This window comes from Neorhizobium sp. SOG26 (assembly GCF_003491345.1).
GTDB lineage: Bacteria > Pseudomonadota > Alphaproteobacteria > Rhizobiales > Rhizobiaceae > Neorhizobium > Neorhizobium turbinariae.
Window position 1 is genome coordinate 1323317 of the sequence record NZ_CP025512.1, and the last position, 24092, is coordinate 1347408.

At 61.5% G+C, this 24092-nt stretch carries 29 protein-coding genes; 7 read left to right on the forward strand and 22 right to left on the reverse strand.

Features of this window, described 5'->3' with window-relative positions; all coding sequences use genetic code 11:
- Nucleotides 1–50: 50 nt before the first annotated feature.
- The 11 genes from CYG48_RS06725 to purC all read right to left on the reverse strand — a co-directional run bounded on the left by CYG48_RS06725 (nt 51) and on the right by purC (nt 8420).
- The gene (locus tag CYG48_RS06725; RefSeq protein ID WP_445304324.1) at nt 51–1298 is read right to left on the reverse strand and encodes a multidrug effflux MFS transporter; all 1248 of its coding nucleotides are present in this window, start codon (nt 1296–1298) and stop codon (nt 51–53) included.
- 88 nt (nt 1299–1386) lie between these two features.
- Nucleotides 1387–1722, reverse strand: coding sequence for a Grx4 family monothiol glutaredoxin (grxD, locus tag CYG48_RS06730; protein ID WP_118849659.1), 336 nt, complete (start codon nt 1720–1722; stop codon nt 1387–1389).
- A gap of 131 nt (nt 1723–1853) precedes the next feature.
- Nucleotides 1854–2090 carry a BolA/IbaG family iron-sulfur metabolism protein gene (locus CYG48_RS06735; protein WP_118849660.1) on the reverse strand — a complete coding sequence of 79 codons (237 nt, stop codon included), beginning with the start codon at nt 2088–2090 and terminating at the stop codon, nt 1854–1856.
- Between the two features lie 113 nt (nt 2091–2203).
- Nucleotides 2204–2863 (reverse strand): hypothetical protein, encoded by a 660-nt coding sequence (locus CYG48_RS06740; protein ID WP_118849661.1) that lies wholly within the window; start codon nt 2861–2863, stop codon nt 2204–2206.
- Nucleotides 2864–2951: 88 nt separating this feature from the next.
- A complete protein-coding gene (gene purL, locus CYG48_RS06745) occupies nt 2952–5159 on the reverse strand; it encodes a phosphoribosylformylglycinamidine synthase subunit PurL (protein WP_118849662.1) in 2208 nt (735 codons plus the stop codon).
- 164 nt (nt 5160–5323) lie between these two features.
- Entirely contained in the window at nt 5324–5878 is a 555-nt protein-coding gene (locus tag CYG48_RS06750) for an acyloxyacyl hydrolase (RefSeq protein WP_118849663.1), read from the reverse strand.
- Between the two features lie 201 nt (nt 5879–6079).
- Entirely contained in the window at nt 6080–6475 is a 396-nt protein-coding gene (locus CYG48_RS06755; protein ID WP_118849664.1) for a hypothetical protein, read from the reverse strand.
- Nucleotides 6476–6534: 59 nt separating this feature from the next.
- Nucleotides 6535–7215: a phosphoribosylformylglycinamidine synthase subunit PurQ gene (gene purQ, locus CYG48_RS06760; protein WP_118849665.1), complete on the reverse strand. Its 681-nt coding sequence runs from the start codon at nt 7213–7215 to the stop codon at nt 6535–6537.
- Nucleotides 7212–7373: a hypothetical protein gene (locus CYG48_RS22440; RefSeq protein ID WP_199925241.1), complete on the reverse strand. Its 162-nt coding sequence runs from the start codon at nt 7371–7373 to the stop codon at nt 7212–7214. The genes purQ and CYG48_RS22440 overlap by 4 nt, the downstream gene beginning before the upstream one ends.
- A 24-nt stretch (nt 7374–7397) precedes the next feature.
- Nucleotides 7398–7640, reverse strand: coding sequence for a phosphoribosylformylglycinamidine synthase subunit PurS (gene purS / locus CYG48_RS06765; protein ID WP_118849666.1), 243 nt, complete (start codon nt 7638–7640; stop codon nt 7398–7400).
- 15 nt (nt 7641–7655) lie between these two features.
- Nucleotides 7656–8420: a phosphoribosylaminoimidazolesuccinocarboxamide synthase gene (gene purC, locus CYG48_RS06770; protein WP_118849667.1), complete on the reverse strand. Its 765-nt coding sequence runs from the start codon at nt 8418–8420 to the stop codon at nt 7656–7658.
- A 262-nt stretch (nt 8421–8682) separates the two neighbouring features.
- On the opposite strand from purC, the gene CYG48_RS06775 reads away from it, so the two are divergent.
- Nucleotides 8683–8997: a DUF1476 domain-containing protein gene (locus tag CYG48_RS06775; RefSeq protein ID WP_118849668.1), complete on the forward strand. Its 315-nt coding sequence runs from the start codon at nt 8683–8685 to the stop codon at nt 8995–8997.
- A 55-nt stretch (nt 8998–9052) separates the two neighbouring features.
- Here CYG48_RS06775 and CYG48_RS06780 read toward each other — a convergent pair whose 3' ends face one another.
- From CYG48_RS06780 to CYG48_RS22445, 6 genes are all read right to left on the reverse strand, one after another.
- Nucleotides 9053–9607: an RBBP9/YdeN family alpha/beta hydrolase gene (locus tag CYG48_RS06780; RefSeq protein ID WP_118849669.1), complete on the reverse strand. Its 555-nt coding sequence runs from the start codon at nt 9605–9607 to the stop codon at nt 9053–9055.
- Nucleotides 9608–9638: 31 nt separating this feature from the next.
- Entirely contained in the window at nt 9639–10946 is a 1308-nt protein-coding gene (gene purB / locus CYG48_RS06785; RefSeq protein WP_118849670.1) for an adenylosuccinate lyase, read from the reverse strand.
- Nucleotides 10947–11014: 68 nt separating this feature from the next.
- On the reverse strand, nt 11015–11773 hold the full coding sequence (locus tag CYG48_RS06790; RefSeq protein ID WP_118849671.1) for a DUF2259 domain-containing protein: 759 nt from the start codon (nt 11771–11773) through the stop codon (nt 11015–11017).
- Nucleotides 11770–12447, reverse strand: coding sequence for a ribulose-phosphate 3-epimerase (rpe, locus tag CYG48_RS06795; RefSeq protein WP_118849672.1), 678 nt, complete (start codon nt 12445–12447; stop codon nt 11770–11772). Before rpe ends, CYG48_RS06790 begins: the two co-directional genes overlap by 4 nt.
- A gap of 57 nt (nt 12448–12504) precedes the next feature.
- Nucleotides 12505–13572: an ABC transporter substrate-binding protein gene (locus tag CYG48_RS06800; protein WP_118849673.1), complete on the reverse strand. Its 1068-nt coding sequence runs from the start codon at nt 13570–13572 to the stop codon at nt 12505–12507.
- A 100-nt stretch (nt 13573–13672) separates the two neighbouring features.
- Nucleotides 13673–13819 (reverse strand): hypothetical protein, encoded by a 147-nt coding sequence (locus CYG48_RS22445; protein ID WP_199925242.1) that lies wholly within the window; start codon nt 13817–13819, stop codon nt 13673–13675.
- Here CYG48_RS22445 and CYG48_RS06805 point away from each other — a divergent pair.
- Genes CYG48_RS06805 through CYG48_RS06830 form a run of 6 tightly spaced genes read left to right on the forward strand, consistent with a single transcriptional unit; the run spans nt 13818 to nt 19007 of the window.
- Nucleotides 13818–14747, forward strand: a complete 930-nt coding sequence (locus CYG48_RS06805) for an AAA family ATPase (protein WP_118849674.1) — start codon at nt 13818–13820, stop codon at nt 14745–14747. The genes CYG48_RS22445 and CYG48_RS06805 overlap by 2 nt on opposite strands.
- A 47-nt stretch (nt 14748–14794) precedes the next feature.
- On the forward strand, nt 14795–16021 hold the full coding sequence (locus tag CYG48_RS06810; protein WP_118849675.1) for a vWA domain-containing protein: 1227 nt from the start codon (nt 14795–14797) through the stop codon (nt 16019–16021).
- Nucleotides 16018–16344, forward strand: coding sequence for an XdhC family protein (locus CYG48_RS06815; protein ID WP_118849676.1), 327 nt, complete (start codon nt 16018–16020; stop codon nt 16342–16344). The genes CYG48_RS06810 and CYG48_RS06815 overlap by 4 nt, the downstream gene beginning before the upstream one ends.
- Entirely contained in the window at nt 16344–17039 is a 696-nt protein-coding gene (locus tag CYG48_RS06820; protein WP_118849677.1) for an XdhC family protein, read from the forward strand. The genes CYG48_RS06815 and CYG48_RS06820 overlap by 1 nt, the downstream gene beginning before the upstream one ends.
- A 4-nt stretch (nt 17040–17043) precedes the next feature.
- Entirely contained in the window at nt 17044–18678 is a 1635-nt protein-coding gene (locus CYG48_RS06825) for an NTP transferase domain-containing protein (RefSeq protein WP_118851528.1), read from the forward strand.
- 8 nt (nt 18679–18686) lie between these two features.
- Entirely contained in the window at nt 18687–19007 is a 321-nt protein-coding gene (locus CYG48_RS06830) for a TfoX/Sxy family protein (protein ID WP_118851529.1), read from the forward strand.
- 165 nt (nt 19008–19172) lie between these two features.
- Here CYG48_RS06830 and CYG48_RS06835 read toward each other — a convergent pair whose 3' ends face one another.
- The 5 genes from CYG48_RS06835 to bcp all read right to left on the reverse strand — a co-directional run bounded on the left by CYG48_RS06835 (nt 19173) and on the right by bcp (nt 24018).
- Nucleotides 19173–19592 (reverse strand): NUDIX domain-containing protein, encoded by a 420-nt coding sequence (locus tag CYG48_RS06835; protein WP_118849678.1) that lies wholly within the window; start codon nt 19590–19592, stop codon nt 19173–19175.
- A 13-nt stretch (nt 19593–19605) separates the two neighbouring features.
- Complete coding sequence (locus CYG48_RS06840; RefSeq protein WP_118849679.1) at nt 19606–21120, reverse strand: DEAD/DEAH box helicase; 1515 nt, start codon at nt 21118–21120, stop codon at nt 19606–19608.
- A gap of 208 nt (nt 21121–21328) precedes the next feature.
- Complete coding sequence (locus tag CYG48_RS06845; protein ID WP_245450438.1) at nt 21329–22618, reverse strand: M23 family metallopeptidase; 1290 nt, start codon at nt 22616–22618, stop codon at nt 21329–21331.
- Between the two features lie 93 nt (nt 22619–22711).
- Complete coding sequence (locus CYG48_RS06850) at nt 22712–23539, reverse strand: ferritin-like domain-containing protein (RefSeq protein ID WP_118849681.1); 828 nt, start codon at nt 23537–23539, stop codon at nt 22712–22714.
- 11 nt (nt 23540–23550) lie between these two features.
- A complete protein-coding gene (bcp, locus tag CYG48_RS06855; RefSeq protein ID WP_118849682.1) occupies nt 23551–24018 on the reverse strand; it encodes a thioredoxin-dependent thiol peroxidase in 468 nt (155 codons plus the stop codon).
- Between the last annotated feature and the right edge of the window lie 74 nt (nt 24019–24092).

A 24092-nucleotide genomic window follows, 5' to 3' on the forward strand; every position in this document is an offset into this window, starting at 1 on the left:
ATGCGGGCCTTTTTGTTTGGGTGCCGGAGCCTTGCGCCCCGGCAATACTGTCAGACGCGCGGGTTGTGCGGCTGGAAGACCTTGCCCTTCTCTCCAATCAGCACGAACACGAGCCCGATGATGGAGACGGTGAAGAATCCCGCGACCATGGGAAGCGCTGTGCCATCGAAGGCCTGGCCGATGATGACGCCGATGATCGAGCCGCCAACGGTGCTCATGAAGCCGAGCACCGCGGATGCCGTTCCGGCAACGTGCCCCAATGGTTCCATTGCCAGCGAGTTGAAGTTCGAGCCGATCCAGCCGAACTGGAACATGGCGAGCGCGAAGAAGGTGAGGAATAGCAGGAACGGCATGGGCTGCGGTCCGAAGACCTGCACGAGCATCCAGATGAAGGTCACGGCGATAAAACCGAACAGCGAGCCGTGCGACAGGCGCCGCATCCCGAAGCGACCGACGAAGCGGGCGTTGAGGAAGGATGAGGCGGACATGAAGACCGCCACCGCCGCGAACGCAACTGGAAACCAGGCGCCCAGGTGGTAGATGCCCATGTAGACCTGCTGGGCAGAGTTGATGAACCCGAACAGCGCACCGAAGATGAAGGTGCTGGAGATGGTGTAGCAGAGCGCGATCCGGTTCGTCAGCACGATGCGGAATGCGTCGAGGATGGACGACGGCGTGAACGGCCGTACGTCTTCCGGGTTCAGCGTTTCCGGCAGGCGCTTGTACATCCAGATTCCGATCGCCAGGGAGACGACGGCCATGAACACGAAGATCAGGTGCCAGTTGCCGAGGAACATGATGATCTGGCCCGTGCCCGGCGCAATCACCGGCACCACCATGAACACCATCATGATCAGCGACATGACTTCAGCCATCGCGCGCCCACCGAAGACGTCACGAACGATGGACACGGTGATGACGCGGGTTGCCGCGGCGCCGGCACCCTGGATGAAGCGAAGCACGAGCATCAGGCCGAAGGACGGCACCAGCGCGATCGCCACGCAACAGATGATGTAGAGGATGATGCCGAAGATCATCGGCCGGCGACGGCCGAAGCGGTCAGACAGCGGCCCGAACAGCAGCTGTGCGGCGCCGAGCCCGAACACGTAGGACGAGACGACGTATTGGCGGTGGTTCTCGTTTTCGACACCGAGCGAAGCGCCGATCTCCTGGAGACCGGGCAGCATGATGTCAATGGCCAGCGCATTGAGGGCCATCAGCATGGCCATGAGGGCGATGAATTCCGCCCGGCCCATGCGCCCCAGACCTTGGGGAGTTGCGAGTGAAGGGTTTGTCACAATAGCTTCCTAAAACAATGCCAAAGGCGCCGCTCACGCGGCGCCTTGCAGAAAACGAAATTGAAACCGGAAAAGCTCCGGGAGCTGTTTAGGCCGCGCCGCGGACAGCGACGCCTTGCCCCTGCAGGTGAGTCTGCAACTCACCCGATTGGAACATCTCGCGCACGATATCGCAACCGCCAACGAACTCGCCCTTGACGTAAAGCTGCGGAATGGTCGGCCAGTTCGAGTAATCCTTGATGCCCTGACGGATTTCAGCGTCTGCAAGAACGTTCACGCCCTTGTAGTCTACGCCGAGGTAATCGAGGATCTGCACCACCTGACCCGAGAAACCGCACTGCGGGAACTGGGGCGTGCCCTTCATGAAGAGAACGACGTCGTTCGTCTTCACTTCGTTGTCGATGAATTCGTGAATTCCGCTCATGTTCTTATCCTTTCACATGCGGTTTCAAGGACCGCTGCGCTTCGCGTTCCGCTTAGATAGCAATGCGCTCTGTCAAATTCCAGCGGAATAGTCGAAGCGGGGCGCTCGTGCCGCTGCTGATTTCCCGGGAGTCAGTCCTGTGGTGCGGACGTCTGCAATGCGAGCGCGTGGAGCACACCGCCCATGTTTCCCTTGAGCGCTTCATAGACCATCTGGTGCTGCTGGACGCGCGTCTTACCGCGAAACGCCTCGGCGACCACTTCGGCCGCATAGTGATCCCCATCGCCAGCGAGATCTCGGATGGTGACCTTTGCACCCGGGATTCCGGCTTTGATCATGTCTTCGATGTCGCCGGGTTTCATTGGCATGGTGGGAATCCTTCCTGCAGCATTTAAACGAATTTCTTCGCACACTGCCTCAAACATCGGCGTTGGTCAAAGACCTCCGACACACGATCCCCAGCCACGGGAGAGGAGGCTCATTACCTTGCCGATACCGCCTTTCGCCCGCTCCCCACGGGCGCAGCACCCTGCCGACGCGAAAAGCGGAAGAGCCAGATGGCGCTCATCACCAACACCATGAAACCGTATGATTCCAGAAGCTCCTCGGCAAAGACGACATCGCGTTTCTCCGCGACCTGGCTCATACCAAGCACGACGGCGGTGAAGGCGAGCGGCCAGGACAGGCGAGGGTGGATGGCGCGCAACATGCCCCCGCGATGCCGCAACTCAAACAGCACAGTGGCGATCAGGAGCAGGCTGGCGATGACCGCGATGGTGATTGGCAGCATCATCTTGGACACACAGAAGAACGACGTGTCGGCACGGCAGATCGGCATTTCGCGCATGAAGAAGATGGCGGCGATGCAGGCGGTCGTAATGGCAACGTAGCGGGCGAGGATGCTGAGCCTCAGCGCCGCAATTCCGGCCACGACGGCCGCGACGGCGAGCGACAGCGACTGGAGGTCCTCGACCGGTCCGTCTTCCAGGAAAATTTCATGGACCGAGAAGCCGATGGCCCAGAACAGCAGGAACGCGACGAGATTGATGACAGCGGTGGCCACGAGCGCGTCGAGCCAGATACGACGATAGTGCCAGGTTGGGCCAGACGACCACAACCAGCCCTTGATAGACTTCAGCATATTGATTGCCCGACTCTTGAACGACAGCTGCGATAGTAACCGGCCCGGCGTAGGGTTCAACGGGGACAAGTTCTCGGCAGTGACCTGATCAGGCCATGAAGTTCGGGAACCAGCTCTCGTGTGCGATCGTCAGGTCGGCCACGGATACCGATACGACGTCATCGATCTTCAGCGTATCGCCTCCGACCTTGCCGAGCTTGCGGAACGGCACGGCCGCACCTTCCGCTGTGGCCTGCACGAAGTTCGCAAGATCGGCCTTCACGGCAAGCACGTATCGGGCCTGGTCTTCGCCGAACAGAAGTGCGTGAAGCGGACCCTTCTGCTCAGATAGGCTTGCCGTCATTCCCTTGCCCGAAGCCATTGCCATTTCGGCGAGCGCCAGCGCGAGGCCACCCGAGGAGATGTCGTGGCACGCGGTGACCTGACCCGCCTGGATCAGCGAACGCACGAAATTGCCGTGGCGGCGTTCGGCATCGAGATCGACCTCTGGCGGTGGGCCGTCGAGCGAGTCGAGGATGTCACGAAGGTAGATCGAGGAGCCGAGATGGCTTCCGTCGACACCGATCATGATCAGCACGTCGCCCTCGTTGGCAGAGCCGACCTTCGCCATCTTCTGCCAGTCGGGCAGCAGGCCCACGCCCGCAATCGTCGGGGTGGGCAGGATCGCAACACCGTTCGTCTCGTTGTAGAGCGACACGTTGCCAGAAACGATCGGGAAGCTCAGCGCTTCGCAGGCATCGCCGATGCCCTTGATGGCGCCAACGAGTTGCCCCATGATCTCGGGCTTCTCAGGGTTGCCAAAGTTGAGGTTGTCAGTTGCGGCCAGCGGCTCCGCGCCAGTAGCGACAAGGTTGCGCCAGCATTCCGCCACGGCCTGCTTGCCGCCTTCATAAGGATCCGCCTCGACGTAACGCGGCGTCACGTCCGAGGAGAAAGCCAGCGCCTTGCTGTGATGGTGTTCGATGCGCACGACGCCGGCATCGCCGCCCGGGCGCTGCAGCGAATTGCCCTGGATGAGCGTGTCGTACTGCTCCCACACCCAACGGCGGCTGGACTGGTTCGGCGAACCGACGAGCTTCAGCAGCGTTTCGTTATAGTCGGAAGGTGCGGGTACCTTGGACGCCGGAAGCGGTTCGCGCGGCGTGGAGGCGACCCACGGCCGGTCATATTCCGGAGCCTGATCACCCAGTTCCTTGATCGGCAGGTTCGCGACTTCCTCGCCCTGGTGCAGGATACGGAAGCGCAGATCGTCAGTCGTCTTTCCGACGATGGCGAAATCGAGGCCCCATTTGACGAAGATCGCTTTGGCCTGCTCTTCCTTTTCCGGCTGGAGAACCATGAGCATGCGCTCCTGGCTTTCAGACAGCATCATCTCATAGGCCGACATGCGCTCTTCGCGCACCGGGACCTTGTCGAGGTCCAGTTCGATGCCGAGGTCACCCTTGGCGCCCATTTCGACGGCAGAGCAGGTGAGGCCAGCCGCGCCCATGTCCTGGATCGCGATCACGGCGCCCGTTGCCATCAGTTCGAGGCAGGCTTCGAGCAGGCACTTTTCGGTGAAGGGGTCGCCGACCTGGACGGTCGGACGCTTCTCTTCGATCGACTCGTCGAATTCGGCAGACGCCATGGTCGCGCCGCCAACACCATCACGTCCGGTCTTTGCGCCCAGATAAACGACGGGAAGGCCAACGCCCTTCGCTTCCGACAGGAAGATCGCGTCGGATTTTGCAAGGCCGGCCGCAAATGCGTTGACGAGGATATTGCCGTTGTAGCGTGCATCGAACTCAACTTCGCCGCCGACAGTCGGCACGCCGAAGGAGTTTCCGTATCCGCCAACGCCAGCAACAACACCGGAGACGAGGTGCTTGGTCTTCGGGTGGTCGGGTGCACCGAAGCGCAGCGCGTTCATGGCAGCGATTGGCCGTGCGCCCATGGTGAAGACATCGCGCAGGATGCCGCCGACGCCCGTTGCCGCGCCCTGGTAAGGCTCGATGTAGGACGGATGGTTGTGGCTTTCCATCTTGAAGACGACGCAGTCGCCGTCATCGATGTCAACGACGCCGGCGTTTTCGCCAGGTCCCTGGATGACCCGCGTGCCCTTGGTCGGCAGCGTGCGAAGCCAGCGCTTGGAGGACTTGTAGGAGCAGTGCTCGTTCCACATGGCGGAGAAGATGCCAAGCTCGGTGAAGGTCGGCTCGCGTCCGATCAGGTCGAGGATCCGCTGGTATTCGTCCGGCTTCAACCCATGGGAAGCGACGAGTTCGGGCGTGATCGCGATGCTGTTCGGAATGGTCATGTTCTTCTCTGGATTGAAGGGGGCCAAGCTCTAAGCGGGGTCTTTAGCCTATGTCGCCGGATGGCGCGACAGGAAAATGTTGCTGTGCACCTTCGTCTTTAGGGCCGGAAACGAAAAGCGCCGGACTGAGCCGGCGCTTGGGTATTTGTAAGGTGTTGCTGGCCTCAGAACTTGTAGCCGACAGCCAAGCCTGCATAGCTCAGGCCATCGTTCTCGTCGCAAAGATCTGCGTTGGACGAGTGCTCTATGGTCGCCATCACGCGCCAGTTCTGGTCGATGTTGTAGCCGAGAGCGGCTGCTTCATGGAACTGCAGGCGGCAGCCAACCACCGGACGCTTGTTCGGATCATCGAGGCTGGCGTCTGTTACTGAACCGCCGAAGCTCAGGTCGAGGAAGAACTTTTCGGTGAAGTTCGCGGTCCAGGTGAAGCCGGCAAAAGCCTGGTTTGCGCCGCCGGTCGTGGAGACGATGGCGCCGACATGGAAGCGCGGTCGCAACACGTGGTCAAGAAAGGTGGTCGCACCGCGCTGGTCGAAGGGGTCGAAGAAGACGGTCGCAGACGGGAAGACGCCTGGTTCGAACGTTTCCTTCTCCTGAATGGAGGCCGAAAGTCCGAAGCGGACTTCGTCAAAAATCTGTTCCTGTGCCGATACCGGCGACGACAGCAGCACGGCTGCAGCCACTGCTCCCGCGACCGATCCCCAAAGTGCCCTGCTCATTCCACTGCTCCCCTCGGCGCATGCGCTTGCCCGAACACCGAAACCGGCTCAGGTCACCTGAGTCGATTGGTACAATGGGACATGACAATCGTCCAGACACCGCCGATTCAACCGCTGGTCGGGCGTAACAAAACGACAAAGATTCGGGAAGTAGGTGCAGAGCTGCAACAGCTACGGGAGGTTGCAGGGGCCGGGCGGCCCTCAGCAGGCGCTGTCGCCACCGGCCCAGCGCATGACGTCGCGCTTGATGCGTTCTCCATCCGGGCCGCTCATCAACGGTCCGAAAGCATCGAGACGCGCCGGAGTGCCTTCAGCCTGCACCACCAGCATCGGCCGTGATTCCGGGCTGTTGCGCGGCACTGCGAGGATGCGGGGGCGGCCGGAGAAGGAGTTCAGTTCCGGTGCCAATCGGTAAGGCTTGAACGTCGCATCACCCGACTTGAACCAGCAGGCGTTGGCCGCAAGGGCAACCCGCTCCATCACCGGCAGGGCTCCGCGGTTGGTAGCCACCGGGGCAGGGCGTTCCGGCGTGCATGCCGACAGGGCGAGCACGGTGGAACAGGCGAGCACGGAAACCGGAAGGCGATGGCGCAGCATTTTCTTGTCCTGGGCTTGAAGGCCGGGATGGAGGATGATGACGTAAGGCGAGGGCGGCGTTAAGCGGTTGCCGCCACCACATCAAGCGCGGAAGCGAAGATGCCGCGACCGTCGCTGCCGCCATGGGCAGATTCGATCAGGTTTTCCGGGTGAGGCATCATGCCGAGCACGTTGCCCTGGCGGTTCATGACACCGGCAATGTCGCTCAGGGAACCATTGGGGTTCGTGCCTTCGGCGTAACGGAACACGACTTCGCCGCGGTCTTCCATGCCGGCCAAGGTCTCGGGATCAACGAAGTAGTTGCCGTCGTGGTGGGCGACCGGGCAGCGGATGATCTGGCCCTTGGCATAAGCGCGGGTGAAGTCCGTATCGGCGTTTACCACCTCAAGCTTCACTTCCTTGCAGACGAACTTGAGCGAGGTGTTGCGCATCAGGGCACCGGGCAGCATGCCCGCTTCGACCAGGATCTGGAAGCCGTTGCAGACGCCGAGCACCTTCACGCCCTTGTCAGCCTTCTCCTTGATGGCCTGCATCACCGGCATGCGGGCGGCAATAGCGCCGCAGCGGAGGTAGTCACCGTAGGAAAAACCGCCGGGAATGACGATGAGATCGACGTCATCCGGGATCTCGGTCTCGGTCTGCCAGATGGTGATGGGGGCCTTGCCGGAGATCTTCGTCAACGCCGCGATCATGTCGCGGTCACGGTTGAGGCCGGGGAGTTGGACGACAGCGGACTTCATGGGTGTGGTTCAAACCTTGGCTGTGCCTCGGCCAGCTCGCGCCGCTCAAGGCTATTGTCGATCAGGTCGAGCGCCTCGTGCCCGGCCTGCGTCATGTCGATCCTGTCGCTCCGCTCACGCATCGTGTCGCAGTTTAGGCAGGAGGTCATCCGTGACATCGGCCACCGCTTGCGCGGCAAGCGTCAGTCGATCGCGATAGTGTAGTTCTCGATCACCGTGTTTGCCAGAAGCTTCTCGCACATGGCCTTCAGGTCCGCCTCGGCCTTTGCCTTGTCGGTGCCGTCGAGTTCAAGATCGAAAACCTTGCCCTGGCGAACCTGGCCGACGCCGGAAAAACCAAGGCTGCCGAGTGCGCCTTCGATGGCCTTCCCCTGCGGATCGAGAACGCCGTTCTTCAGCGTGACAGTCACGCGTGCCTTAATCACTGATCTACCCCCAGCTTACTTGACCAGAACCGGGCCGGTGCCACGGATCGGTTCGTTTTCATTGATGATGCCCAAACGGCGTGCAACTTCGGAATATGCTTCCAAGAGGCCGCCCATGTCGCGACGGAAACGGTCCTTGTCCATCTTCTCCTGGGTCGTGATGTCCCACAGGCGGCAGCTATCCGGCGAAATCTCGTCCGCCAGGATGATGCGCATCATGTCGCCTTCGAAGAGGCGGCCGCACTCGATCTTGAAGTCGATCAACTGGATACCGACGCCGAGGAAAAGCCCGGACAGGAAGTCGTTGACGCGGATGGCAAGCGCCATGATGTCGTCTAGTTCGGCGGGGTTTGCCCAGCCGAAGGCCGTGATGTGCTCCTCGGAGACCATCGGGTCTGCGAGCTGGTCCGACTTGTAGTAGAACTCGATGATCGAGCGCGGAAGAACCGTACCTTCCTCGATGCCGAGTCGGGTCGAGAGCGAACCCGCGGCGACGTTGCGCACAACGATCTCGAGCGGAATGATTTCCACTTCCTTGATCAGCTGCTCGCGCATGTTCAACCGACGAATGAAGTGCGTCGGAATGCCGATCTTGTTGAGGTGCGTGAAGAGGTATTCGCTGATGCGGTTGTTCAGCACACCTTTTCCGTCGATGACGTCATGCTTCTTCTTGTTGAAGGCGGTCGCATCATCCTTGAAGAATTGTATCAGCGTCCCTGGCTCCGGTCCTTCATACAGGATCTTGGCCTTGCCCTCGTATATACGGCGGCGACGGTTCATATCAGCTTGTCTCATTGTTGGCGCCGTCAGAGGCGCAAGTGGTAGTTCTGCGGTCCCTTATCGGAAAAGAACGCGTTTCACAATGCGGCGTCCTGCGGCGGTTCCTTGAAACCGGCGGATCAAGAGGTCGCTCGGGCGATTGCCCTGTGGGCAGCATGCGCGGCGCTTTGCCTCGCCTCACTTAAATCCTCATCAGCGCTAATTGAACTTCCATTGTGTTTTGATTATGGGGTCGGGCAGCACCTACATTGGGAGACTTGGCATGACCGGTATCAGCGATCGCGAGAAAGCTTTCGAAAACAAGTTTGCACACGACCAGGAACTAAAGTTCAAGGCACTCGCTCGACGCAACAAGCTGCTGGGCCACTGGGCTGCCGGCATCATGGGCAAGGCTGATGCCGAAGCTTATGCCAAGGAAGTCGTGGCCGCCGATTTCGAGGAAGCTGGCGACGAAGACGTCTTCCGCAAGATCCGCACTGATTTCGATGCTGCCGCCGTCGCCGTCTCCGACCAGGACATCCGCACCAAGATGGTCGAACTCCTGGGCGAAGCGGTAGCCCAGATCGAGAAGCAGTAAATACGTTCCCGGCGCCGCCAGCAGATGCTCGCGGCGCTGGTTCAACACACGCCGGTCAAACTTTCAGGCGGCTCAAGAACTGAGCGAACACCATCGTCCCTTCGGGCCAGGGTCCGTGACCGGATTCCGCATTGATGTGGCCTGATTCTCCGGCATCGATCAGCAGCGATCCCCAGGCAGCAGCAACATCATCCGCGTGTTCGTAGGAACCGAACGGATCATTGCGGCTGGCGATCGTCAGTGACGGAAACGGCAGCGGTTCGCGCGGGTAGGGGCCAAAGGTCATCAAATGCTTTGGCCGGATCTTCGGGTTCTCCACCTCGGGCGGCGCGACGAGGAACGCACCGGCCACCGGCTTGCGAAACTCAGGCACGGCGTGCATGACCGCAGCCACGCCTAGCGAGTGCGCGACGAGAACCACCGGCTTCGTCGCGGCATTCACCTCTTCGATCACCCTTGCGACCCAATCCTCACGGACCGGCTTCGACCATTCCGCCTGCTCCACCCGACGGGCGGTCGTGAGCTTCTGCTGCCAGCGGCTCTGCCAGTGGTCCGGTCCGGAATTGGTATAGCCGGGAACGATCAGTATTTCTGCTTCTGATGCTTTCATGCCGGCTATCTGGGTCCAATCGCGTGCGATATCAAGCTTCGCCGAAGACGCGGCGGAAGATCGTGTCGACGTGCTTGGTGTGGTAGCCGAGATCGAATTTCTCGCGAATGACGTCTTCCGATAGCGCTGCGCGCACTTCCTGGTCGGCCAGAAGCTCCTCCAGGAAGTCCTTGCCTTCTTCCCAGACCTTCATCGCGTTGCGCTGCACGAGGCGGTAGGCATCCTCACGCGACACACCGGCCTGGGTGAGGGCAAGAAGCACACGCTGCGAGTGAACAAGGCCGCGGAACTTGTTCATGTTCTTCATCATGTTCTCGGGGTAGACGAGAAGCTTGTCGATGACGCCCGTCAGGCGCGCCAGCGCGAAGTCCAACGTTACGGTGGCGTCAGGGCCGATCATGCGCTCGACGGACGAGTGGGAGATATCCCGCTCATGCCACAGCGCGACGTTTTCCATCGCCGGCATGGCGAAAGACCGAACCATGCGCGACAGACCGGTGAGGTTCTCGGTGAGGACCGGGTTGCGCTTGTGCGGCATGGCCGACGAGCCCTTCTGGCCCGGCGAGAAATACTCCTCGGCTTCCAGCACTTCCGTGCGCTGCAGGTGGCGGATTTCGGTCGCGAGCCGCTCGATGGACGAAGCGATGACGCCAAGCGTTGCGAAATACATGGCATGGCGATCGCGCGGGATAACCTGGGTGGAAACCGGCTCTGCCTTCAGTCCCATGGCGGCCGCGACATGTTCTTCGACGCGCGGGTCGATATTGGCGAAGGTACCGACAGCGCCGGAGATGGCGCATGTCGCGATCTCGTCGCGCGCAGCCAGCAGGCGCGTCTTGTTGCGATCGAACTCGGCATAGGCCTGCGCCAGCTTCACGCCGAAGGTGGTCGGCTCCGCATGGATGCCGTGGCTGCGGCCGATGGTGACCGTGTTCTTGTGCTCGAAAGCGCGACGCTTGAGCGCTTCCAGGAGCTTGTCCATGTCTGCCAGCAGAAGATCTGTCGCACGAACAAGCTGCACGTTGAAGCAGGTATCGAGCACATCGGACGAGGTCATGCCCTGGTGGATGAAGCGGCTGTCCGGACCGACAAACTCGGCCAGGTGCGTCAGGAAGGCGATGACGTCATGTTTGGTAACGGCTTCGATCTCGTCGATGCGCGCGACGTTGAACTCGGCCTTGCCGCCCTTTTCCCAGATGGTCTCGGCCGCTGACTTGGGGATGACGCCGATGGCGGCGAGTGCATCGCAGGCATGTGCTTCGATTTCAAACCAGATGCGAAACTTGGTTTCCGGAGACCAGATGGCCACCATCTCGGGCCGCGAGTAACGGGGGATCATGAATTATCGTTCCTGTGGATTTCAGCGCCGCTGTAGCAAGAAGCGCCGGTAAGCTCAAGTTTTGAGAATCAACGTGTGGGTGGAGCCGCCGTCTTGATAGGCACCGCGATCCAGCGACCGTCAGGCCCTTCGAAGCCGGCGCTGAGCACCATCACGAGCGCCACCTCGACCGTGCCGCCACCCGTGGTTTGGCCGGCGACAATGCCAGCAAGCCGGTATCCGCTGACGCAGCCGCGGGAATTCGGGATGGGTTCGTCGTCGTACACGACGTCGTTTGCAGCCTCGCCATCCCGCTCGGTGAACCGCAGGCGGAACGATACCTTCTGCTCGATCACGCCTTCGCAGGCCGGATCCGGCGGCTCGGGAATCTCCTCCAGCACCAGGGTGCTCGGCTCCTCGATCGGCGGCAGTACCGAGACATGCCGGTAGCGGATCTTGCGCGCGTCAACATCCGACTCGGTGATCGGATTGAAGGCGAGGAATTCCGCCGGCTGATTGTCTATCTCATGGGTGTCGAGCAGCGTTTCCGCGGCGCTCTGAACCTTCCATCGCGCCTGGGCAAGGCTGGCCCCGTCCTCCTCCAGCCGGGCGCGGAACGGCGTGCCGGGAAGGTAGGTGTCCTTATCGAGGTCAACCGTATAGATGCTGGCATAAGGAAAGCCGGAGCCATCCTGGATGCCGTATTCCTCGAAGGCGAAGACCGCGCCATCTGGCGAAAAACCGATCGGCCGGATGCTTGCGATATCGCCTGCCTGTGCGGGCGCGGCGGCTAAGGCGACAACTGCGCCGAGAACAGGCAGGCTAAGCAGGTGGCGCTGGCTTCTCATCCTCGACCATCCGCTGCTGCTTGCTTGAGACGCGCTATGTTCTCGCGATAGGCGGTGACGCCATCACCCTTGTAGACGGCGGAGCCCGCCACAAAGACATTCGCGCCGGCAGCCGTGGCAGCCCCAATGGTATCCGCCGTGATCCCACCATCAACCTCCAGCTCGATCGGTCGCGCGCCGATCATCGCCTTGGCAGCACGGATCTTGTCGAACATCGCCGGGATGAATTTTTGGCCCCCGAAGCCTGGATTGACGCTCATGATCAGGATGAGATCCACGTCGTCCAGCACGTTCTCGATGACCGAAAGCGGCGTTGCGGGGTTGAGCGTGACGCCAACCTTCTTGCCGTGGCCACGGATCGTCTGGAGCGAGCGGTGAAGATGCGCACCGGCTTCGGCATGCACCGTGATGCCATCGCAGCCAGCCTTGGCAAAGGCTTCAAGATACGGATCAGCCGGCGAAATCATCAGGTGACAATCGAAGAAGGCAGAGGTGTACGGCCGCAGCGACTTGATGACGTCTGGCCCGAAGGAAATATTGGGCACGAAATGCCCATCCATCACGTCGAGATGTACCCAGTCGGCCCCGGCGTCGACCACATCCTTGACCTCCTGGCCAAGCCTGGAGAAGTCCGCGGCAAGAATGGACGGTGCGATGCGAATGGGCAGGGTCATCAACGTGTTCTCCGGTTGTTGGCGCCCTCTACCATCCAGATGCGAGAGGAACAACGGCTAGTCGGTTGCGGCCGGTGACAGCACGAAGCCCGAGCCGCGCCATTCAAGCAAACGGAACGGGTTGTCGGCAAGCTCGTGGTTCTCATCGAAGCGGATGGGTCCAATGGCGGTGCTGAAGCTCTTGCCCGCAAAAGCCGCGACAGGCTCTTGTCCGGCAGTCACCGCCTGGTGAGCAAGTTCAACCGCTGCGTAAGCCGGCAGCATATAGCCTTCGACCTCAAGCCCTTTCGCGCGAAGTGCAGAGACGGCCGGTGCGGCAGAGGGAAGCGACGCGTAATCAGGAATGGCGATCGCCAAGACGCCATCAGGTAGCGGAACGGGGCGGTTGAGGCCGCGCAACGTGTCACCGCCGAGCAGCGTCAGCGGCACGTTCTCGGCTGCTGCATCGCGCGCAATGATCGCGGCATCGTTCCGGTCCCCGCCGAACAAGGCATGGGTGATGCCGGCCTTGGCCAAACGGCGAACAAGCGCGATCTGCTGTTCCTGCCCGGGGCGGAACGTGTCGGTGAAGGCCGCGGTCATACCCTTGGGTTCGAGTCGGTCGCGGACCGCCCCCACGAGCTCGCGTCCATAGATCGTACCGTCTTCCATGAAGGCGACCGGCTCTGCTTTCCACAGGCGCAGGATCGTTTCGGCAAGCTGCTCTGCTTCCGCTCCTTCGGCTGGCGCCATCCGGAAGAAGGGCCAGTTGTTGCGCAAGGCGTCTTCCATGAGGATTTTCGAGCGCACGGAAACCGTGATGGAGGGGATCTGCGCGGCCTTCAGGGCAGGAAGTGCCGTGGTCAGGGTCTCGACGCAGAGAAAGCCGACTGCAGCGGCAACCTTGGCGTCGGCAAGCGCCTTGGCAACCGACGCTCCGTCTTTCTCTTCGCAGCTCTCTTCGACCTCGACCAGGGTATCACCAACGGCCTTGGCGGCAGCGCGTGCACCCTCGAAGATCTGCGTGCCCAGCAGTGCGTAAGGTCCGGAGCGAGGTGCAACAACGCCGATCACCGCCGCGGCTGCGGGCTGAGAGGTGCCGATCACGGCCAGCAGACCGGCGATGATGAGACGTCTGGCTGTCATGCATTCCCTGCCATTTCACCTGTCTCGACATTTACCCCTCTCGGCCCAGCCGTCAAAGAGATTCCTGTCAGTAGCGGATTTGCGAGCGGCTGCGTAGACTTCATGCCTCCGCCTCACCATATTGCCTGAACACGCCGAAGGTGATCTGTTTCGTTCGCTCTCTCGTTCGCGGGAGATCAAGCTCCGTTCCGGCCAGGAGGAAACGCCGGCGGCGGATCAACAGGTTGCCGTTGAGGGAATATTTCATGCCAGACGACACCATGCGCGCTCTGCCTGCCTCGATCGACGAAACCATCGCCATGCTTGGCGCTGAGGATTATCTCGCCGGGCGAGCTCTCGGCACGGTGGTTTTCCTGGCGCTGAAGATGAAGCGGCCGCTGTTCCTGGAAGGCGAGGCGGGTGTCGGGAAGACGGAGATCGCCAAGAGCATCGCCAAGGCGCTAGACCGGCCGCTGATCCGCCTGCAATGCTACGAGGGGCTCGATGTGTCCTCTGCCGTTTACGAGTGGAATTACCCGGCGCAGATGCTGGACATCCGGCTTTCGGAGGCGGCTGGCGTCAAGGATCGCAACGCTATTGAGGCCAACCTTTTTTCGGAGCGGCACCTGATCCGTCGGCCGGTCCTGCAGGCGCTCGGCGAACCAGGCGGAAAGCCGCCCGTCTTCCTGATCGATGAACTAGACCGCACCGACGAGGCATTCGAAGCCTTCCTCCTGGAAGTGCTATCCGACTTCCAGGTGACGATTCCGGAGTTCGGCACGATCAAGGCCGACGAGCCGCCGATCGTCATCGTGACGACCAACCGCACCCGCGAAATCCATGATGCCCTGAAACGGCGCTGTCTCTACCATTGGGTTGATTATCCCGATGCCGCGCAGGAGCTGGAGATCATCCGGCGCAAGGTGCCGAACTGTCCTGACATGCTGTCGCGGCAGATCGTGGCCTTCGTACAGAAGCTCCGAACGCTTCAACTGTTCAAGAATCCCGGCGTGGCGGAGACCATCGACTGGGCGACGGCGCTGACCGAACTTGATCGGGTGGCGCTCGATCCGGAAACGATCGCCGATACGCTCGGGACGCTTCTTAAATACCAGGAAGACATCGGTCGTGTGCGCGGCGGCGAGGGCGAACGTGTGCTGGCCGAGGTGAAAACCGAACTGCAGGCGGCGGGGTAGGCATGTCGGCGGGGACGGATAAAATAGCTGGAAGCCGTAACGGCCTCATGGTCGGTGACCAAGCCGCAGGTTCTGGCCGCTTTGCCGACAACCTCGTCTATTTCTCCCGCGTCCTGCGCCGCGCAGGTCTGAAGACGGGACCGGCCGCTGCGGCGGACGCAATCGCCGCCGTGGATGCGATCGGGATTGGTTCACGCGAAGAGTTTCATGCCGCGCTATCGGCGGTTTTCGTTAAACGGCACGAGGATCAACCGGTTTTCGACGAGGCGTTCGAGCTGTTCTGGAGGCCGCGTGATCTTGTCGGCAAGATGATCGCACTGATGTCCCCCAAGGCACCGGCCGGGCGCCAGAGGGAAAAGCAGAAGGCAGGATCAACCCGGGCCGGCGAGGCGTTGACCGCCGAGCAGCAGGGCAAGCCTCCGAAACAAGAACCGCAGGTCGAGGTCGATTCCCGCTTCACCGTGTCGGCCAACGAAGTCTTCAAGCATATCGATTTCGCGCAGATGACGGCCGCAGAACTCGCCCAGGCGCGGCAGGAACTGAAGAAGCTCGCCTTGCCGCTCGACAAGGTTGCGACGCGCAGGTTCAAGACGTCACATCGGCCACCAATCATCGATCCACGGGCGACGATGCGTCACGCGATGCGAAGTGGTGGCGATCTCATCCTGCCACGTTTTCGCCAGCGGAAGATGACGCCACCGCCTCTTGTCATCCTCGCCGACATTTCCGGCTCGATGAACCAGTACACGCGAATCTTCCTGCAGTTCGTGCATGCGCTGACAGAGAAGCGGACGCGGGTGCATACCTTCCTGTTCGGTACGCGGCTCACCAACGTAACGCGCGAGATGCGAAGACGCGATCCGGACGAAGCCATTGCGCTTTGCAGCGATGCTGTGCGCGACTGGTCCGGCGGAACCCGGATCGGCTCGACATTGGCCGAGTTCAACCGCCTTTGGTCGCGACGCGTGCTCGGTCAGGGCGCCGTCGTGCTTCTGATCACCGACGGCCTGGAGCGGGAAGGCGTGGAAGAGCTTGAAACCGAAATGGACCGGCTGCACCGGTCGTGCCGCCGGCTCATCTGGCTGAACCCGTTGCTGCGTTTCAACGGTTTCGAAGCCAAGGCGCGAGGCGTGAAGGCGATGCTTCCGCATGTGGACGAGTTCCGCGCGGTGCACAATCTACAGTCTCTTTCTGACCTCGCGTCAGCCTTGTCGGCAAACATGACGAATGCCGCAGATCCGCGGCGTTATCTGGACATGAGGAGGGGCGCATGACCTCGACAGCAACTTTGGACCCACTCACCACTGCGCAAGCCTGGAAGCAGGCGGGACGTGACGTCGCCATCGCAACCGTCGTTGAAACTTGGGGCTCGGCTCCGCGGCCGACTGGTAGTCACCTGGTGATTGACAGTGACGGCAACTTTGAAGGCTCCGTTTCGGGCGGCTGCGTCGAAGGCGCCGTCATTACCGAAGCGCTGGACGTGATCGGCAGCGGCGCGCCGAGGATGCTGGAATTCGGCGTGGCGGACGAGACCGCGTGGCAGGTGGGGCTCTCCTGCGGCGGGCGGATCAAGGTTTATGTGGAAAGGCTCGGCTAATGCAGCTTGGCCTGCTGAAACGGCTGAACGCTGCGCGTGCATCACGGCAGGCGGCGGTGGTGGTGAGCGATCTCGCAAGCGGCGAGGTGCGGCTGATCCTCGAAGGGGAGCCGGTCGCCGGTCCTCTCGGCGATGAAGTGGGAAAGGTCTTCCGCAGCGGCAAGGCCGTAACGGTCGAGGTTGAAGGAAAGAACCTGTTCCTGAACGTCCATCTTCCGCCGCCGCGAATCGTCGTTATAGGAGCGGTGCATATTAGCCAGGCTCTGGCGCGCATGGCGCCCGTTGCGGGATACGAGCTGACGATCATCGACCCGCGGACCGCCTTTGCAACGGAGGAACGCTTCGAAGGCGTTGAACTCATCGCTGACTGGCCGGAGGATGTGCTGAAGGACCGCCCGCTGGACGCCTATACGGCGCTTGCCGCAGTCACCCACGATCCGAAGATCGATGACTTCCCGCTTTCGGAGGCGCTGCGGTCGGGTTGTTTCTACGTTGGAGCACTCGGCAGCCGAAAAACGCATGCCAAGCGCGTCGAGCGACTGAAGGCTTTGGGGCGTTCGGAGGCGGAGATCGCCCGCATTTCTGCACCCATCGGGTTGGATATCGGCGCCGCAAGCCCGGCCGAAATCGCGCTCGCGACGCTGGCGCAGATCGTGCAGGCCTTCCGCCGCCGTGACATTGTCAGTGCTCGGTGACCGCATGAAGTACGGGCATTTTCCTCTCGCTGAAGCAGAGGGCACAATTCTCGCGCACAGCATCCGGCTGTCGTCGGGCCGCCTCTCGAAAGGCGATGTTGTGACGCGTCGGGAAGTCGAACGGCTCGAGGCCGAATTCGTCGAGACGGTGGTCGCAGTGCGGCTTGATCCCGAGGATCTTCTCGAGGATCAGGCGGCCGAGGCCATTGCAGGCGCCATCGCACCGGACGGGTTGCGTTTTTCTGCCGCTACGACGGGGCGCGTCAACGTCTATGCGAAGGAGAATGGCTTGTTCGTTGCGGACAAGGCGGTCGTCGACCGGCTGAACCGCATAGACCCGGCCATTACGCTCGCAACCGTGGCTGATCACGCTGCAGTGCGTGCCGGAGACATGGTCGCGACGGTCAAGATCATTCCTCTGGCTGTTCCGGGCCTGAAGGTCCAGGAGGCTGTTGAACTTCTGCGAAATGCCACGCCCTTCGAGGTCAAGCCGTTCCGTCCTCATGCGGTGACATTGATCGCAACAGAGCTGCCGTCGCTGAAGACCTCGGTCATGGATCGAACGGCCAAATTGCTGGAGCAACGCTTGGCACCCTCGGGTAGCCGCCTGGTTCGCGAGATCCGGATCCCGCACAACGCGGACCGGCTGACGGAGGTGCTTACGGAACTCCACCTCGGTGACTCAAGTGATCCTGCCATGGTCATCATTTTCGGGGCATCGGCCGTCGCCGATCCGCAGGATGTCATTCCCGATGCGATTCGCCGGGCGGGCGGAGAGGTGGAACAGGTTGGCATGCCGGTCGACCCCGGCAACCTGCTTGTGCTGGGATGGATGGGCGATGTTCCGGTTCTCGGGGCACCAGGCTGCGCCCGCTCACCGAAGGAAAACGGTTTCGACTGGGTCTTGAACCGTCTGTTGGCGGGCGAGGTGCCGACGTCGTACGATATCACCGGCATGGGCGTTGGAGGGCTGCTGATGGAGATACCGACGCGGCCCCGACCGCGCGATCTCGCCGAGAAGACGCCGGCAGTTGCCTCGGTTGCTGCGGTCCTGCTGGCGGCCGGCCAGGCGCGGCGGATGGGTAGCGACGGGCAGCACAAACTGCTTGCGGAGTTCGAAGGCGTGCCGCTGGTGCGCCGTTCGGCGCAGACGCTTTTGTCATCGCAGGTCAGCCCGGTTGTCGCTGTGACAGGCCATCGGCAGGAAGAGGTTGAGGCCGCTCTGGCTGGCCTTGACCTCACCACGGCTCATAATCCGGACTTCCCATCGGGCATGGCAAGCTCTCTCGTCACCGGATTTTCACATCCCGCAGTCGCCGAATCGGATGGCGTCCTGGTGATGCTCGCCGATATGCCGGGTGTGACCGCTGAACACATAAGGATGCTCATCTCTGCGTTCCGCGATGCGGAAGGACGGGCGGTGGTTCGCGCGGTGTCGAATGGCAAGCGGGGTAACCCGATCATCCTGCCAAGAGCCACCTACGGCGCTGTCCTGCGGCTGGAGGGCGACGTTGGCGCGCGGGCCATCATAGAGACATCGGGGCTGCCGGTGGTTGATGTGGAGATCGGACCCGCTGCTCATCTCGATGTGGATACCCCGGAGGCCGTGACGGCCGCGGGCGGCGTCCTGGGGGCATAACGATGGCAATGGACAATGCCGCCATAGAAGAAATGTTCGAAGGCCTCGGTCCCGTATCGATACGACGGATGTTCGGCGGCAAGGGCATCTATCACCAGGGCCTGATCGTCGGGGTTGATCTTCACGACGAGATCCTGCTCAAGGCCGATGCCGTCAGCGGACCGGAATTTGCGGCGGCCGGCGCGCGGCAGTGGGTCTACCAGAACAAGAAGGGCACGCCGGTGCCAATGCCTTACTGGACGATACCGGATGAGGCGCTCGATGACCCGGACGAGATGCGAAAGTGGGTCCGCCTCGCATTCGAAGCCGCCGTGCGTTCAAGTGGCTAATCTGGAATACATTGTTCGGGGGAAAGGGGTTGATAAAGATAGTAAGCCACGCTTACTATCTGGGCGTACTGGAGGCAGCCGGGACGGGTTCCCAGAGATGGCTCGCTTTGATCTATCGCTTTTCATGAAGAGTGCCGCTTCGGTCTTCCGGAGCGGCTTTTTCCTCTAACGGCGCGCGAGCTTTTCGAAAGCGACCTGCGCGAAAGCGGAAAGCGGCTGCGGCAGGTTGTCGAGGTCGAACCAGCCGATGTCCGAGAGCTTGTCCGGCTCGGTGAGCTGAGCCTCACCGGTGAAGTCGCTCGTGATATAGATGAGCGAGACCCAGTGCTGCCGGTCCGCTTTGATGATCTGCTCGGTGGGGCAAAGAAACTCAACCCGGCCGATCTTGAGCCCGGTTTCTTCTTCCGCTTCACGGCGTGCGGCGTCCGCAGATGGCTCCATGGGATCCACCTTGCCGCCAACAATGTTCCAGAACCCGGCTTCCGGCGCCTTCAGGCGCTTGCACAGCAGGACCTTGCCATCGTCGCGCTGAAGCACAAGCCCCACACCAACGCCGGGAAAGTCTGTCCCAGGTTTTGCGGACATCTTGATGACTGGATCAGGTGCGGGCGTTTGCGACGATCAGCATGAAAGCCGGGATATCGTCGCCGAAGCCGACCGGAGTCGGGCCGTCGTCGTGGTCGCGATGGTGGCGCGAACGACGATCGCGAGCGTCGTCGTTGGCAGGATAAGGCCGAGCACTGCGGTTGCCGCCGTTGTTCTGCGGCTTCCTGTCTGACTTGCGCTCAGGTCTCACGTTTTCCACTCTCTGTTCTTCGACAGCCTTCTCGGCTTCGATCTGGACTTCCGGATTCTTTGCCTCGACCGGCTCGGCACGCTCGCGGCTGGACGCACCACGGCGACCGCGGCCACGTTCCTTGCTTTCGTCGCGACCCTTGCGCCCACGACCGGTGTCATGGCTTTCCATTGGCGCGGGCAGGGCAGACAGGTCGCCATTCAGCCACTCGATCTTCTCGTTGATGAGCTTTTCGATGGCGTCGAGATATTTAGTGTCCGACTTGGTGACGATCGTGAACGCCGCGCCCGAACGACCCGCACGACCGGTACGACCGATACGATGGACGTAGTCTTCGGCGTGAATCGGTACATCGAAGTTGAAGACGTGGCTGACGTCAGGGATATCGAGACCGCGTGCAGCGACGTCAGATGCTACAAGCAGCGTGATCTTGTTGTCCTTGAAGTTCGCCAGCATGGTGGTGCGCGAACGCTGGTCCATGTCGCCATGCAGCGCCCCGACCGAGAAGCCGTGGCGATCGAGCGACCGGAAGAGGTCGGCGACGTCCTTCTTGCGATTGCAGAAGATGATCGCGTTCTTGAGATCATCTTGCGCCTTGATAAGGTCGCGGAGCACTGCGCGCTTCTCGTAGTCCTTGGAGTGGGACGCCACGAGACGCTGGGTTACGGTCTTCGCCGTGGAAGACGGCTTTGCAACCTCAATTCGTTCCGGGTTCTGCAGGAACCGGTCGGCGAGCTTCTGGATCTCCGGCGGCATGGTGGCCGAGAAGAACAGTGTCTGCCGGGTGAACGGGATCATTTTGGCGATCCGTTCGATGTCCGGAATAAAGCCCATGTCCAGCATGCGGTCGGCTTCGTCAATGACCAGGATCTCGACGCCGGTCATCAAAAGCTTGCCGCGCTCGCAGTGGTCAAGCAGGCGGCCTGGCGTGCAGATCAGCACATCGGCGCCACGCTCAAGCTTGCGATCCTGTTCATCGAAGGACACGCCGCCGATCAAGAGTGCGACGTTGAGCTTGTGATTCTTGCCGTATTTATCAAAGTTCTCGGCTACCTGCGCGGCCAGTTCGCGAGTCGGCTCCAGGATCAGCGTGCGCGGCATGCGCGCACGGGCGCGACCCTTTTCCAGAAGCGTCAGCATCGGCAGAACGAAAGACGCAGTCTTGCCGGTTCCGGTCTGGGCAATACCGCAGATATCGCGGCGCTGCAGCGCAGGCGGGATCGCCCCAGCCTGGATCGGCGTGGGTGTCGAATAACCCGCGTCTGTGACAGCGGACAAGACTTTTTGGCTCAGGCCAAGTTCAGCAAATGTGGTCAAAGGAAGTTCTGTTTCCGTTCCGGTTCTACGCGAACATCTAGACAGGCAAGCCCCGGAAAAGGGGCGCCAACTGGCCGCGACATAGGACCTAAACGCCGGAAAGTCAAGAAAAGTGGGCAATTCCGCTGTGCATTTGGTGAATGAACATCCTAAAGATCGATCCCTCTACCGGTATCGCGCGCATGACGAGAGAAGGCGCCTTGAGGGACTAGTTCAGGTAGCTGCCCAGCTTCATTCCAGCATTGAGGAAATGGACCGGATCAACGGGATTGGAATCACGCCGGACTTCGTAATGGACATGCGGGCCGGTGGAGCGCCCCGTGGACCCTGCGCGTCCAATAACGTCGCCAGTCGCCACCGTGTCTCCTTCGCGAACGAGGATGCGCGACAGATGGCCATAACGGGTGGTGATCCCTTGGCCGTGGTCGACCTCGACGAGGTTTCCGTATCCTGCCGCAGGCCCAGCGATGGTGACCTTGCCGCTGCCGGTGGACTTTACCGGCTGTCCCGTTTCGGCCTTGAAATCAATGCCCGCGTGGAGCGCCAGCCGCCCGAGGAATGGGTCGATTCGGTTGCCATAGCGGCTCGTCACCGGGTGGCCGGGGGCAGGGTTCCCGAACGGCAGGTTGCGGGCGGTCTCGCGCACGCTCTCGAGCCTGCTCAACTGGGCGTCAAGTTCTTCGAGCGACGCATCAAAGCCGCTGATGTTGAGTTGCGGCGCGACATAGGGGCCGCCGACGCCTTCTTCCGCCTTGTCGCGCGTTTCCGCAGTCGCAACGGATACACCGGTCTTGCGCAGGATGGTGGCAATCGCGTCGGCCGTTTCCGCCGCTCCGGCCGCAAGGTTATTGATCCGGGCGAGTTGTTCCTTCTCGATGTTCTTCAACGACAGCGTCACCTTTGAGAAGACACGGTCAGCACGATCGGCCATGTTTTCCCGAAGCGGCGTGTAGCCGAGGGCTGCAACGGAGGCAGCCGGTTTCTCAGCGGAGAGCAGCTTGCGAATCACAAGCGCTGCGTCACGTCCGCCCGACAACGAAGCCTGTTTCTCCTTGGTGTCTGCCTTCGGTTCTACGGTGGAATCGGTAAGGCCCGACTCCTCGGCGCGGTTCAGCAGGGAGCCGAGCTTCCCGTGGCGGGAAAACAGCGCGTCCTGCTGTTCAAGAAGCTTTTCGACCTTCTGCTCGACGACCTGCTGATCGAGCAGCTGGCGCGACGTTATGCGATCGAGCTGCGCGCGGAGCGCGGCAATCCGGTCCTCGTATTCATGCTGCATGCGCGCCTGCCGCGCCATGGTGGCGCCGATCAGGTCGTCGCGGATGACGAGGTAGGAGGTGGCGGCGAGGTAGCCAATTGCAAATACGCCTAGGGAGCCGAAGACGAGACCGGCCATCCAGGGCCGGATCGTCATGTGGCGGATTTTGTCACCGCTGGCGAGGATCAGAACGTGCTGCTGTGCGCGTTTACCAAAAACTCGACTGTCGCTTCCCTTACCCACGCGATTCTCCCGGAGATACGACTCATTCGGTCGCTTTCGCTGTGTTGGAAGTACACATGGATATGGTTAACGTTCGCTTTAGCGAGCACTCGCTCAGGCGTTGCTGGTGGATGTCAGCGACCGGTAGAAGGACGGGGTGAGCCCCGCTTCGGCGCGTGCCACATCGTTGAACGGCGCCTTCAGCGAGCCGCGGAAATTGGCCCGCACCAGTTGCTGGAACGTGGCCGCCGGATCACGTCGCTCGCGGGCGCAAAGGAACCTGAACCACTTCGCGCCGATCGCCACATGGCCCTTCTCGTCGTTGTAAATGACGTCGAGCACCGCGGCCGTTTCCATGTCGCCGGTTTCTCGCATCTTCGCCTGCAGCGACGGCGTGACATCCAGCCCACGCGCCTCAAGGATCAGCGGAACGACGGCGAGCCGCGCCGTCAGATCGTTGCGGGTGGAGTGCGCCGCCTGCCATAGACCGTCGTGCGCGGGCATGTCGCCGTAGTCGGCGCCAAGGTCGTTCAACCGCTCGCGCACCATGCGGAAGTGCTTGGCTTCCTCGAACGCCACCTGCATCCAGCCATCGAAGAAGGAGTTCGGCACCGGTTCTGTGGCAAACCTGGCGACGATGTCCAGGGCCAGGTCGACGGCGTTGAGTTCAATATGAGCGATCGAATGGAGGAGGGCGATTCGCCCCTGCTTTGTATGCAGCGATCGTTTTGCCACGGCCTTCGGCGGCACGAGCTCGGGCTTCTCCGGCCGGCCGGGGCGATCCGGCAGCGGCGGATCGAGTGGCGAGCGCAGCGACAGCCGCCGTTCGAACCAGCGTGTGGCACTTTCCTGCGCCAGTCGCGTCTTTCGGTCGAGGTCGGCTGACATGATTGCCGCGGTTGCTCCGCCGCGCAGGGACGTGATTGCAAACTCTCTGCTCATCGCTGCCTCGCTTAAAGTGCCTTTGCGCTCGCCAGGACTTCTTCGGCATGGCCGGCGACCTTCACCTTCGGCCAAATCCTGGTGATCTTGCCGTCCTTGTCGATCAGGAATGTTGTGCGCTCGATCCCCATGTAGCGGCGTCCATACATGGATTTCTCCTTCCAGACGCCATAGCGCTGTGCAACCTGAGTGTCTTCGTCCGACCCCAGGATGAGGGACAGGCTATACTTCTTGGCGAATTTGTCGTGCTTGGAGACGCTGTCAGGTGAGATGCCGATGACGGCCGCTCCGATCGCCTCGAACTCGGGCGCAAGCTCGGTGAAGGAGATCGCTTCCTTCGTGCATCCGCTCGTGTCGTCCTTCGGATAGAAGTAGAGGACGACCGGCCTCCCCGAGAAGGCGCTGAGGGATATCCTGTCGCCGCCGTCGCGCGGAACGTCGAAGTCCGGAGCTGCGTCGCCAACGGTCAAATCAGCCATGGATTTCCTTTCTTTCGCCTGTATCTTGAGTGATATTCGCCGCAATCGGTATATAGTGGCGGGTGCGTCGTCCA